Source organism: Longimicrobiaceae bacterium, assembly GCA_035936415.1.
In the GTDB taxonomy this organism is placed as follows: Bacteria; Gemmatimonadota; Gemmatimonadetes; order Longimicrobiales; family Longimicrobiaceae; genus JAFAYN01.
The window spans coordinates 1-12,657 of the sequence record DASYWD010000470.1 but is presented as its reverse complement, the minus strand read 5'-3'; the positions used below and the strand labels follow the sequence as shown (position 1 = coordinate 12,657).

The 12,657-nt window shown below is 71.0% G+C and carries 13 protein-coding genes; all 13 read right to left on the bottom strand.

The features are described from left to right. Positions 1-772: 30S ribosomal protein S2 (gene rpsB, locus VGR37_19050; protein ID HEV2149506.1), on the bottom strand; the 772-nt coding region annotated here is incomplete at its 3' end. A gap of 170 nt (positions 773-942) precedes the next feature. Continuing rightward, a complete protein-coding gene (gene rpsI, locus VGR37_19045; protein HEV2149505.1) occupies positions 943-1,335 on the bottom strand; it encodes a 30S ribosomal protein S9 in 393 nt (130 codons plus the stop codon). 8 nt (positions 1,336-1,343) lie between these two features. Further along, complete coding sequence (gene rplM / locus VGR37_19040) at positions 1,344-1,772, bottom strand: 50S ribosomal protein L13 (GenBank protein ID HEV2149504.1); 429 nt, start codon at positions 1,770-1,772, stop codon at positions 1,344-1,346. 188 nt (positions 1,773-1,960) lie between these two features. Next, on the bottom strand, positions 1,961-3,061 hold the full coding sequence (gene ychF / locus VGR37_19035; GenBank protein ID HEV2149503.1) for a redox-regulated ATPase YchF: 1,101 nt from the start codon (positions 3,059-3,061) through the stop codon (positions 1,961-1,963). A 175-nt stretch (positions 3,062-3,236) separates the two neighbouring features. Continuing rightward, positions 3,237-5,375 (bottom strand): sodium-translocating pyrophosphatase, encoded by a 2,139-nt coding sequence (locus tag VGR37_19030; GenBank protein HEV2149502.1) that lies wholly within the window; start codon positions 5,373-5,375, stop codon positions 3,237-3,239. A gap of 66 nt (positions 5,376-5,441) precedes the next feature. Beyond that, on the bottom strand, positions 5,442-6,062 hold the full coding sequence (gene pth / locus VGR37_19025) for an aminoacyl-tRNA hydrolase (GenBank protein HEV2149501.1): 621 nt from the start codon (positions 6,060-6,062) through the stop codon (positions 5,442-5,444). Beyond that, a complete protein-coding gene (locus VGR37_19020) occupies positions 6,063-6,716 on the bottom strand; it encodes a 50S ribosomal protein L25 (protein HEV2149500.1) in 654 nt (217 codons plus the stop codon). It lies immediately after the preceding gene. Positions 6,717-6,784: 68 nt separating this feature from the next. Further along, positions 6,785-7,735 (bottom strand): ribose-phosphate pyrophosphokinase, encoded by a 951-nt coding sequence (locus VGR37_19015; GenBank protein HEV2149499.1) that lies wholly within the window; start codon positions 7,733-7,735, stop codon positions 6,785-6,787. A 180-nt stretch (positions 7,736-7,915) separates the two neighbouring features. Then, entirely contained in the window at positions 7,916-9,376 is a 1,461-nt protein-coding gene (locus tag VGR37_19010; protein HEV2149498.1) for a pitrilysin family protein, read from the bottom strand. Continuing rightward, positions 9,376-10,728: a pitrilysin family protein gene (locus tag VGR37_19005; protein ID HEV2149497.1), complete on the bottom strand. Its 1,353-nt coding sequence runs from the start codon at positions 10,726-10,728 to the stop codon at positions 9,376-9,378. The genes VGR37_19010 and VGR37_19005 overlap by 1 nt, the downstream gene beginning before the upstream one ends. 199 nt (positions 10,729-10,927) lie before the next feature. After that, positions 10,928-11,284, bottom strand: coding sequence for a nuclear transport factor 2 family protein (locus VGR37_19000; protein ID HEV2149496.1), 357 nt, complete (start codon positions 11,282-11,284; stop codon positions 10,928-10,930). Between the two features lie 22 nt (positions 11,285-11,306). Continuing rightward, entirely contained in the window at positions 11,307-12,284 is a 978-nt protein-coding gene (locus tag VGR37_18995) for a branched-chain amino acid transaminase (protein HEV2149495.1), read from the bottom strand. Positions 12,285-12,415: 131 nt separating this feature from the next. Beyond that, the coding region (locus VGR37_18990) for a hypothetical protein (GenBank protein HEV2149494.1) at positions 12,416-12,657 on the bottom strand (242 nt) is incomplete at its 5' end.

The following is a 12,657-nucleotide window of genomic DNA, read 5'->3' as shown; positions in this document are numbered from 1 at the left end:
CCGCGCGGTCGGCCGGCGCGGCGGCACCCGTCTCGGTGGAGTAGGTGGTCACCTCGGCCTCGTCGGCGGCGCGGCGGGCGTCCGCCGGCATCGCGGCGCGGGCCTCGATGATGGTGTCGGCGATGGCGGCGGTGATCACGCTCACGGAGCGGATCGCGTCGTCGTTGCCGGCGATGGGCACGGTGAGCAGGTCCGGGTCCGCGTTGGTGTCGGCGATGGCGACCACCGGGATCCCCAGCTTGTTGGCCTCGCTGACGGCGATCTTTTCGCGCTTCGAGTCCACGATGAAGATGGCGCCCGGGAGGCGGGCCATGTCCTTGACGCCGGACAGGTACTTGTCGAGGCGCTCACGCTCGCGGTCGAGCATGAGCTGCTCCTTCTTGGTGTAGAAGTCGAAGGCGCCCTCCTCCTGCCCGCGCTCCAGCTCGCGGAGGCGGCGGATCTGCTTCTTCTGCGTGGTGAAGTTGGTGAGCATGCCGCCCAGCCAGCGCTCGGTCACGTAGAAGGAGTTGGACCGCTCGGCCTCGCTCTGGATGATGGGGCGGAGCTGCTTCTTGGTGCAGACGAAGAGGACGCGCTCGCCACGGGAGACTACCCCGCGCACCAGCTCCTGCGCCAGCTCCAGCTGGCGGAGGGTCTTCTTCAGGTCGATGATGTAGATCCCGTTGCGCTCCGCGAAGATGAACTTGCGCATCTTCGGGTTCCAGCGGGAAGTCTGGTGTCCGAAGTGGACACCGGCCTCGAGGAGGTCCTGGATCTGCGGCGTTGCCATGCTGCTTCCGGGTGTTTGGTTGTTCGTCCACCACCGTCATCCGCCGGGGCCCACCGCACTTGGCGGCACCGGGCCCGGCGTCGGGAGGTGTGCGGGATGTGTCGGGATTCGAAAACGGCGGTGCCGGCGCGGATCGCTCCGCGTCGGCACCACGGTCCCCGCGCTCCCGATCAGCGCTTGGAGAACTGGAACCGCTTGCGCGCGCCCGGACGGCCCGGCTTCTTGCGCTCCACCTCGCGGGGGTCGCGGGTAAGCAGCGACTCCACGCGGAGGCGGGGCCGGTTGTCCTCGCTGACCTTGACCAGCGCACGGGCGACGCCCAGGCGGATCGCGTCGGCCTGGCCGCGGAGGCCGCCGCCGGCGACGGTCACCTTGACGTCGTACTGGCCCTGCGTGTCGGTGGCGGCGAAGGGCTGGTTCGCCGCCTGGCGCAGGACGCCGCGGGGGAGGTAGTCCTCCAGGGTGCGGCCGTTCACCTCCCACTGCCCGTTCCCGGGGCGGAGGTACACGCGGGCGACCGACGTCTTGCGGCGGCCGATGGCGTGGATCTGCTCAGTAGCCATGCGAGTGATCAGAAGTTGAGGGGTTCCGGCTGCTGCGCCTGGTGCGGGTGCTCCGAACCGGCGTACACCTTGAGCTTGTGGCGCATCTGCCGGCCCAGCGCGTTCTTGGGAAGCATCCCCTTGACCGCCAGCTCCAGCACCCGCTCGGGGTGCTTGGCGAGCATGTCGCGGAACGGGATGAACTTCTCGTGACCCATGTACCCGGTGTGCCGGAAGTAGGTCTTCTGATCCTCCTTCTTCCCGGTCAGCCGCACCTTGTCGGCGTTGATGACGACCACGAAGTCGCCGGTGTCCAGGTGCGGGGTGTAGGTCGGCTTGTGCTTGCCGCGGAGGACGCGCGCGATCTCGGTCGCCAGGCGCCCGAGGACCTTGCCCTCGGCGTCCACGACGAACCAGCGCCGCTCGATCTCCCCGGCCTTTACGGAATACGTCTTCATCGGGCTCCCAGTGCCGCATGAACGCCGGCGCGCATCCACCGTTACGCGCCCCGCCTGCGCCGCCAGAAAAAAGTTGAATCTGCCGCACCCGGCGAACCCGAGGGCGGACCAACGTGGTCGGGACAGACCTGTAGGATAGCCAGATTGCGGGGAGAAGTCAACCGGCGCGCCCCCCGCCCACGGCATCGTCACACGTTGAACCGGAACAGCAGGATGTCGCCGTCCTTGACGATGTACTCCTTCCCCTCGGAGCGCATCATCCCTTGCTCCTTCGCCGCCTTCACCGAGCCAGTCTTCAGGAAGTCGTCCCACCCCACCGTCTCGGCGCGGATGAAGCCGCGCTCGAAGTCGGAGTGGATGACGCCGGCCGCCTCGGGGGCCTTCGCGCCCACCGGGATCTCCCAGGCGCGGACCTCCTTCTCGCCCGCAGTGAAGTACACCTGCAGCCCCAGCAGCCGGTAGCCGGCGCGGATCAGCCGGTTCAGGCCCGGCTCCTCCAGTCCGAGCGACTCCAGGAACTCGGCGCGCTCCTCCTGCGGCAGCTCGCCCAGCTCCGACTCGATCTTGCTGGAGATGGGGATCACCTCGGCCACCTCACCGCTCTCCTCCACGGCGGCGCGGAGGGCGCGCACCCACTCGTTGTCGCCCTCCGGGAGGTCGTCCTCGGCCACGTTGGCGAGGTACAGGATGGGCTTGGAGGTGAGCAGGTTGAAGGAGCGCAGCAGCTTCTCCTCCTCGTCCGTGGTCTCCACCTGGCGGGCCGGGCGCCCTTCCGAGAGCACTCCCTGGACGCGCTCCAGCAGCGCCAGCTCGGCCTTCGCCTCCGCGTCGCCGCCCCGCGCCGCCTTGCGGACGCGCTCCAGCCGCTTCTCCACCTGCGTCAGGTCGGAGAGGATCAGCTCCAGGTTGATGATCTCGCGGTCGCGCACGGGATCGACGGAGCCCATGACGTGCACCACGTCGGGGTCGTCGAAGCAGCGGACCACGTGCACCACCGCGTCGGTCTCGCGGATGTTGGTGAGGAACTGGTTCCCCAGCCCCTCCCCCTCGGAGGCCCCCTTCACCAGCCCCGCGATGTCCACGAACTGCACCGCCGCGCGCACGGTGCGCTGCGGCTGCACCTTCTCGGAGAGGAGGTCGACGCGCGGGTCCGGCACCTCCACCATCCCCACGTTCGGCTCGACGGTGCAGAACGGGTAGTTGGCCGCGTCCGCGCCCGCCGCGGTCAGCGCGTTGAACAGCGTGCTCTTCCCCACGTTGGGGAGGCCGACGATTCCGAGCTTCAGCATATGGATGCGCGAGGTCGATTCCGCAAACGAAGCGGCCGGACGCCTGGATGGGGCGCCCGGCCGGCAGACAGGGAAAGTTACAAGCGCGGGCGGGGGGCGTCAACGCGTGCCCCCCGGAATGGAGAGCGCCCCCGGCGAGACCGGGGGCGCTCTCGACCTGCGGGTCGGGCAGAGCTTACCCGAAGAAGACCGCCACGGCCTGCTTCACGGTGTCCAGCATCGCCTGCATCCCGCTCCCGGTGCCGTCGGTGATGTTGTGCACCCGCACGAACCAGGGCGCCAGCACCAGCGAGACGACGCTCATGAGCTTGATGAGGATGTTCATGGACGGGCCGGAGGTGTCCTTGAACGGGTCGCCCACCGTGTCGCCCACGACCGCCGCCTTGTGCGGGTCGGAGCCCTTGCCGCCGTGGGCGCCGCCCTCGATGTACTTCTTGGCGTTGTCCCAGGCGCCGCCGGCGTTCGACATGAAGAGCGCCATGAGCACGCCGGTCACGGTGGCGCCGGCCAGGAGCCCGCCGAGCGCCGCGACGCCCAGGAAGTAGCCCACCAGCACCGGGGTGGCGACCGCCACGACGCCCGGGAGGACCATCTCGCGGAGCGCGGCGCGGGTGGAGATGTCCACGCAGCGGGCGGAGTCCGGCTTCGCCGTCCCCTCCATCAGCCCCGGGATCTCGCGGAACTGGCGGCGCACCTCCTCCACCATCCCCTGCGCCGCGCGGCCCACCGCCGTCATGGTTAGCGCGCCGACATAGAAGGGAACGATCCCGCCGATCAGGAGGCCGATCACCACCAGGGGCTGCACCAGGTCGATCCCGGTGTCGCGCAGCCCCACCGCCGAGGCGTAGGCGGAGAAGAGCGCCAGCGCGGTGAGCGCCGCCGAGCCGATGGCGAAGCCCTTGCCGATGGCCGCGGTGGTGTTCCCGATGGCGTCCAGCCCGTCGGTGATCCGGCGCGTCTCGGGACCCAGGTGGCTCATCTCCGCGATGCCGCCCGCGTTGTCGGCGATGGGGCCGTAGGCGTCCACCGACATGGTCACGCCGACCGTGGCGAGCATCCCGACCGCCGCGATGCCGATGCCGTACAGGCCCGCGAAGGTGAAGGCCACGTAGATCGCGAGGCAGATCAGCAGCAGCGGGATCGCCGTGGACTCCATCCCGACCGCGAGGCCGGAGATGATGTTGGTGGCCGGGCCCGTCTCGGACGACTGGGCGATGCGGCGGACCGGCTTGGCCGCGGTGTAGTACTCGGTCACCAGGCCGATGGCGATCCCGACGATGGCCCCGGCGAGGATGGCCCAGAACGGCCCGTGCGCGCCGTACGCCTGCCCCGTCGCCTCGTCCTGCAGGTCGAAGCCCAGCCCGCCGACCACGAAGTACATCACCAGCAGGAAGATCCCCGCCGCGATGAAGGTCACGTTGCGGAGCGCGGCGGCCGGGTTGGACTTCTCCAGCATCCGCATGAGCAGGATGCCGATGATGGAGGCCACCAGCCCGACCGCGATGGTGATGATGGGAAGCGAGATCGCCTCCACCCGGTTGGTCGCGTAGAAGGTGCTGGTGGCGCCGATGGCGATGGTGGCGATCACCGAGCCCACGTACGACTCGAAGATGTCCGCGCCCATCCCCGCCGTGTCGCCCACGCAGTCGCCCACGTTGTCGGCGATGGTGGCCGGGTTGCGCGGGTCGTCCTCGGGGATCCCCGCCTCCACCTTCCCCACCAGGTCGGCGCCGACGTCCGCCGCCTTGGTGTAGATGCCGCCGCCCACGCGCGCGAAGAGCGCGATGCTGGAGGCGCCCATCGCGAACCCGGAGATGATCTCCGCGAACTGGAGGATCTCCTCCTGCACGGGGTAGCCGAGCTGGTGGATCGCGAGGAAGTAGATCATGCTGACGCCGAAGAGCCCCAGCGCGGCCACGGCGAGCCCCATCACGGCCCCGCCGTTGAAGGCCATGCGCAGCGCGAGCGCCTGTCCCGAGCCGCGCGCCGCCTCGGCGGTGCGGACGTTGGCCTTGGTGGCGGCCTTCATCCCGATGAAGCCGGCGGTCATGGACGAGATCGCCCCGAACAGGAAGGCGAGCGCCGTCCACTGCCCGATGGCCAGCCAGAGGAGGGCGGCGATGAGCAGCACGAACACGGCGAGCACCGAGTACTCGCGCCGGAGGAACGCCATGGCGCCCGTCTCGATCTGCTCCGCGAGGTCACGCATCACCTGGTTGCCGGGCGACTGCTTGCGCACGTAGAAGTACGTGCCCAGCGAGAATGCGAGACCGACGAGCCCGAGGATCCAGGCCCATCCAGTGTAGTCCGTCACGTGTGCCCTCCGTTCTGGAGTGGTGGGTGACCGCGCCGGCCGGAGCGGTCGGGAAAGGAGTGGTGGTCAGCGGTTGAAGCGGTTCATGGCCGCTTCGGTTCCTTCGTGCATCCAGGTCTCGACCCCCTCGACCAGCTCGGGGACGAGCTCCAGGATCGCCTGGCGGTCCTGCTCCGGCGGGGGGGCCAGGACCCACGCGGCCATGTCCTCGCCCGGCGGGGGGCCGCCCACCCCGATCCGGAGGCGGGGGTACGCCCGGGTCCCGAGCGCGGCCTCGATGGACTTGAGGCCGTTGTGCCCCCCCGCGCTCCCCTCGGGTCGGAAGCGGACCCGCCCCGAGGGAAGCGCGACGTCGTCCACGACCACCAGCAGGTCGCGGGCGATGTCGAAGGCGTTCATGCGGCCGAGGGGGGCCACCACCCGGCCGCTCAGGTTCATGTAGGTGAGCGGCTTCACCAGCCGGACGGAGAAGCCGTCGACGCGGCCGGCGGCCACGGCGCTGTTCTTCTCCCGCTTGAAGCGGCCGAGGCCCCACGCCCCGGCCACCGCGTCCAGCACCCACCAGCCGACGTTGTGGCGGGTGGCGGCGTACTCCGGGCCGGGGTTGCCCAGCCCCACGACCACCTTGAGCCCCGCCACCGGCTCCGCCTCCCTCGCCGGCTTGCGGAAGAGGTCGAGAAGGCCCAATCAGGCGCTCTCTTCGACGTCCGACGCCTCGGCCGTGCGGTCGCGGACCAGCTCCGGCTCGGTCCCGGTCTCCACGGCCGGCTCCACCTCGGCGGCCTGGACGGTGGGCGCCAGCACCGAGACGATCGGCAGGTCGGGGTCGTTGAGGACCTTCACGTCGGGCACGCTCACGTCGTGCACCCGGGCCGACTCGCCGACCCCCAGCCCCGACACGTCCACGTCGATGGCGTCCGGGATGTCGCGCGGGAGGCACTCCACCTCGAGGTCGTACAGCACCTGGTCCATGACGCCGCCGCCGTTGCGCACGCCGTCGGGGGTGCCCACCAGGCGCACCGGGATCTGCAGGCGGATGCGCTCCCCGGCGTGCACCTGCAGCAGGTCCAGGTGCAGCACCTCGGGCTTGAAGGGGTGCATCTGCACCTCGCGGATCAGCGTGCGCGTGGTCTCGCCGCCCTCCACCGTCACCTGGAGGAGGGTGTTCTCCACGCTGATGCGGGCCAGGAGCTTCTCCAGCTCCAGCGCGTCCACCGAGAGGGACCGGGTCTGGTCGCCGTGGCCGTAGACGATCACGGGGACGCGGCCGGCTGCCCGGAGCTTGCGGGCGGCGCCCTTGCCGTGCTCGTCGCGCGGGCGGGCGTTCAGCGATGCTTCCATGGTTCTCCTCCTATGCGTGCGCGGCGCCCGTGTCCCGCGGTGTGCGGGAGCCGGGGCGCCGCCTCGGTTCACTCGAACAGCGAGCTGACCGACTCGTTGGAGTGGGTGTAGCGGATCGCGCGTGCGATCAGGTCCGCGACGGAAAGGACCGTGAGCTGCGGGAACCGCTTCTCCTCCGGGACGGGAATGGTGTTCGTCACCACCAGCTCCTTGAGCGGTGCCTGCGAAAGCCGTTCCACCGCGGGGCCGGAGAGCAGCGCGTGCGTCGCGGCGCAGTAGACGTCGCGGGCTCCGCGGGCCTTGAGCGCGTGGATCGCCTCGGCCATGGTCCCCGCCGTGTCGATCATGTCGTCGGCGATCAGGCAGTCCTTCCCCTCCACCTCGCCGATGACGTGCAGCACCTCGGAGACGTTGGCGGTGGGACGGCGCTTGTCGATGATGCCGATGGTGCCGCCGAGCCGCTTGGCGGTGCCGCGCGCCATCTTCGCCGAGCCCACGTCCGGGGCGACCACCACCAGGTTGGTGAGGTTCTTTTCCCGGAAGTAGCGCGTGATGACGGGGGCGGCGTACAGGTGGTCGACGGGGACGTCGAAGAAGCCCTGCAGCTGGTGCTGGTGGAAGTCCACGCCCAGGACCCGGTCCGCCCCGGCGGAAACGATCATGTTGGCGACCAGCTTGGCCCCGATGGCGACCCGGGGCTGGTCCTTGCGGTCCTGCCGCCCGTAGCCGTAGTAGGGGATCACGGCGGTGATCCGGGCCGCCGACGCCCGCCGCGCCGCGTCGATCAGGAGCAGCAGCTCAAGGATGTTGTCGGCAGGGGGGACGGTGGGCTGGATGATGTACAGGTCGCGCCCGCGGACGTTCTCGTTGACCCGGACGAAGATCTCGCCGTCCGCGAAGCGCCGGATCGTGGTGTCGCCCAGCGGGCTCCCGAGGGTCTGCGCGATCTCCTCGGAGAGCGGCCGGTTGGCCGATCCGCAGAGCAACATCATCGGGCCGTTGGTCAACGTCGCGGGCATGGCGGTCTTGAGATTTCCGGGCGATGTGAGGCCGGGAAGATAGAGTTGCGGTCTCGGGGCGTCAACACCGGGGAGGGGACGGGCGGCAGGGACCCGCCCGCGAACGGCACGACGAAACGGCGCCCGCACCGGGGCTTCCCGGTGCGGGCGCCGTTCGGGGCTGCGGAGAGGTCCGTCCGCCTACCGGACGAAGTCGCCGACCTGGCGCACCTCGACGGAGCCGATGTCGAGGGCGCGGACGCCGGGCTCGATCGTCTTCAGGTCGCCCACGACCACCACAACCGCCTCGCCGGGGCGCACGTAGCGGTTGGCCACGCGCCGCACGTCCTCGGCGGTCACGGCCATGACCCGGTCCACGTAGGTGTCGTAGTAGCTGGCGTCCAGGCCGTGCACCGCCAGGTCGGCCAGGTTGAAGGCCAGCGAGCTGTTGGTCTCCAGGTTCCGCGGGAGCCCGAGCGCCAGGTAGTTCTTGGCGCGCTGCAGCTCGTCGGCGGGGACGGGCTCGTCGCGGATCCGGTTCAGCTCGCGGAAGAACTCGATGAGCGAGCTGTCGGTGACCGCGGTGCGCACGGCGGCGGCGGCCTGGAACGGCCCGGCCCCGCGGCGCCAGCCGAAGCTGGAACCGGCGCCGTACGTGTAGCCCTTCGCCTCGCGCAGGTTCTGCTGCAGCCGGCTGGTGAAGGAGCCGCCGAGCAGGGTGTTCAGCACCATCATGGGGAAGTAGTCGGGATTGTCGCGGGAAACGGCCGGGTGGCCGATCCGGACCTCCGACTGCGGGGCGCCGGGCTTGTCGATCAGGATGACGCGCGTCTTCGCCGGCTGCGGGGTGGGGAGCGCCGCGGGCGCGGGGGCCGCCCCGGCGCGCCAGCTCCCGAACGCGCGCTCCACCAGCGGGTGCACCGCGTCCGGCTCCACGTCGCCCACCAGGATCAGCGTGGAGCTCTGCGGGCGGTAGAAGGCCTCGTGGAAGCGGGTCAGGGCCGCCCGGTCGAAGCTGCGCGCCGTGGCGGTGCTCGCCAGGCGCCCGTACGGGTGCTGGTTCCCGTAGACCAGCGCCGCGAAGGCGTTGCTGGCCACCGTCCCCGGGTTGTCGCGGGCGCGGGTCAGCTCGGTCACCAGCTCGTCGCGCACCCGGGCGACGTCGGCCTGCGGGAAATCGGGGCGGGCGGCGACGTCGGCCATGAGCATGAGGCCCTCGGCGAGGCGCTCGCGCAGCACGTACATCCCCACCTGCGCGGCGTCCCACGAGGCGCTGGTGCTCAGGCTGGCTCCGAGCTGGTCGAGCGCGGCGGCCAGCTCCAGCGCGCTCTTCCCGCCGGCGCCCTCGTCGAGCATGTTGGCCGTGAAGGCGGCGAGCCCCGTGAGGTTCGCCGGATCGTCGGACAGCCCGCCGCGGGTGACGAGCGTTGCCTGCACGGCCGGGATCTCGGGCCGCCGCACGTAGAGCACGGTGAGGCCGTTGGCGAGGGTCCGCCGCTCCGGCGCGGGGACGCGGACCGCGGGGGCCGGCCCGGGAACGGGCGGGGTGGTGGGATAGTCCGCCGCCGCCGGGGCGGCCGGAGCGGCCGCGGGCGGGGTGGCCGCCGGCGCGGCGCACCCCGCCAGGAGGACGCCGGCGAGGATGCCTGCGTAGCGCTTCATCAGTCGTTCTCCTTTGCGGCGACGGCGAGGTTGGTCTTCCCCTGCGGGACGATGCTGACGACCACCCGGTTCTTCCCCGCCAGGTACTCGCGCGCGACGCGCTGCACGTCGGCGGGGGTGAGGGCGCGGAAGCGCGCCAGGTCTTCCTCCACGTAGCCGGGGTCGCCGGTGTAGTACAGGTAGCTGTTCAGCTGCTCGGCCTTGTTCCCGGTGGTCTCCAGCCCGCGGACGAAGCCGGTCTCGATCCCGCTCACCACGCGCCGCATCTCCTCGGCGGAGGGGGGCGTCTGCGCGATGCGGGCAATCTCCTCGTCCACGGCCGCCTGCAGGCGCGGAAGCGCCACGTCCGGACGGCCGGTGACGCGGACGAAGAAGTCGCCGGAGAGCAGCTGCCCGTTGTTGAAGGAGCCGACCGTCTGGGCGATCTTCTCGTCGTACACCAGCCGCTTGTAGAGGCGGCTGTTCTTGCCGTCCGTGAGCAGCGCGGCGAGCGCCTGCAGCGCGGCCTCGTCCGGCGAGTACGCCGGCGTGGTGCGCCAGGCGAGGTTCAGCTGCGGCAGGGTGACGCGGTCCTCCAGCGTCACCACGCGGTTCTCGGGAATGGGCGGGACCGGGATCTGCGGCCGCGTGACCTCGGCGCCGCGCGGGATCCACCCGAAGTACTTCTCGACCAGCGGGCGCACCGTCTGCGCGTCCACGTCGCCGGAGATGGTGAGCACGGCGTTGTTGGGGACGTAGTAGGTGCGGAAGAAGTTCTCCACGTCCTCCAGCGACGCCGCCGACAGGTCGTCCATGGAGCCGATGGTGCTCCACGAGTACGGGTGTCCCTGCGGGTACAGCTCGCGGTGCACCGTCTCCCAGAACATGCCATAGGGGGCGTTCTCGTAGCGCTGCCGCCGCTCGTTCTTCACCACCTCGCGCTGCAGGTCGAGCTTCTGCTGGCTCATGGTCTCCAGGAGCGCGCCCATGCGGTCCGCCTCCAGCCAGAGCGCCAGCTCCAGGGCGTTCTTGGGGAGGATCTCGTAGTAGTTGGTGCGGTCGGGGTTGGTGCTCCCGTTGTTGACCGCCCCGGCCGCCTCCAGGAGGTTGTCGAAGTCGCCCTCCGGGACGTTCTTGCTCCCCTCGAAGAGGATGTGCTCGAACAGGTGCGCGAACCCGGTCCGCCCGGCCTTCTCGTACCCGGAGCCGACGTGGTACCACACGTTCACCGCTACGATGGGAGTGGAGCGGTCCTCGTTGACGATCACCCGCAGCCCGTTGGGGAGCTGGAAGGTGGTGTACGGGATGCTGACGTCCTGTGCCGCGGCGGGCGCGGCGGCCAGGAGGCCGAGCATGAGGAGCAGGCGTTTCATCGGCTGGCTTGTCGGTTGGGGGTGGGACAGGATCTGTACACGATACCGCGCCCGGGGCGCGCCCGCCAGCAGTTTTCCGCTTCGCAGGCAGCCGCCGACTCTACACGCCCCCTCCCCCCGGGTACCTCAAGCCCCCAACGACGGCGCCCCACCGGAAGATCCCGGTGGGGGCGCCGCTTCGCACTTCGCACTCCCCCCCTCACACCGCCGGCCGATAGAAGAACGACTTCCGCTTCCGGATCCGGCCGTCCTCGATCTCGTACGTGTCGGCGAACTCCACGTCCAGGTCGGAGCCGTCGCGGTGCTTGCCGACGAATCGGCCCCAGCAGGCGCCGAACGCGCCGTCCACCAGCGCGGCGGTGAGGAGGTGGTCGCCGCTCGCGATCACCCGCTCCTCGCGGTAGAACTTCAGCAGCCGGTCGATCCCGGAGAACGCCTCGTATCCCGGGCGCTCGTAGGTGACGTCGGGGTGGCAGATCTCCCGCAGGCGCTCGAACTCGCGCGAGTCGATGGCGCGGAAGAGGTCGTGCACCAGGGTGTTCGTCACGGCGGACATGCTCGCCTCCGGGGTAGCGGGGTCAGATCGGCTCGGTCAGCGCGAGGGCGGGGGCGGCGGAGCGCGCCTCCTCCTGCGGGTACACCGGGTCCAGCCACCCCCAGCGGTCCTCGGCCTGGCCGCGGGCGATGGCGAAGAAGGTCTCCTGGATGTCGGCGGTCACGGGGCCGCGCTTCCCGGCGCCCACCTGGAGCCGGTCCACGGAGCGGATGGGGGTGACCTCCGCCGCGGTCCCGGTGAAGAACAGCTCGTCGGCGACGTAGAGGATCTCGCGGGGGAGCGTCTGCTCGCGCACCTCGTAGCCCCGGTCGCGGGCGATGGTGATGACCGCGTCGCGGGTGATGCCCGGGAGGATCGCCGAGGCCACGGGGGGGGTGTAGATGACGCCGTCGCGGACCACGAACAGGTTCTCGGCGGAGCCCTCGCCCAGGTGGCCGCTGACGTCCAGCCCGATCCCTTCGGCGTACCCGTTGGTCTTCGCCTCCCTGCTGATGAGCTGGGAGGAGAGGTAGGTCCCCCCGGCCTTGGCCATGCTGGGGAGGGTGCCCGGCGCCACGCGGCGCCACGACGAGACGCACACGTCCACCCCCCGCTCTAGCCCCTCCTCGCCCAGGTACGCGCCCCACTCGAAGGCGCCCACCATCATCTCCACCGGGTGGCCCATGGGGTTGGTGCCCAGCTCCCCCAGGCCGAGCCAGGCCAGCGGGCGCAGGTACGCCCCCTCCAGGCCGTTGACGCGGATGGTCTCGCGGCAGGCCTCCATCACCTCCGGGACCTCGAACGGGAGGTCCATGCGGTAGATGCGGGCGGAGTCGGACAGGCGGCGGATGTGCTCGCGCAGGCGGAACACCGCCGGTCCGCGCGGCGTGGGATAGCAGCGGATCCCCTCGAAGATCGAGGCGCCCATGTGCAGGGCGTAGGTCATCACGTGGATGGTGGCCTTCTCCCAGGGCACCATCTCGCCGTTGAACCAGATCCAGCGGGTGGGAAGCAGTGGCATCGTGGGTACCGGCCGGGGGGCGCGGCCGCCGACGAGGGCCGCAGAAAGGAGGGCGGACGCGCCGTCTCGGTGGATGGCGCCTTCTATGGGGAAGCTATCCGACGGGGAGCCCACCCGTCAACCCCTGGCCCTCACGCGGGATACGGCGTTCCGGCAGGCGTGGGGTCGGCGGCCGGGCCGGGGACGAGGATCGTGTCGCGGACCGGCCGCGCGGGCCGGGGGAGGTGCAGCGTGTCCCGGGGGCCGTCGGCCTCCGCCGCGGGCGTGTCGCGGGGCACGGGAAGCGGAAGCGGCGGACGGGGCGTGGGGTCCACCGCCAGGTGGAGGGTGTCGCGCGGCGCACGGGTCCCGCGCCGGGGCGCCGGGGCAGCTT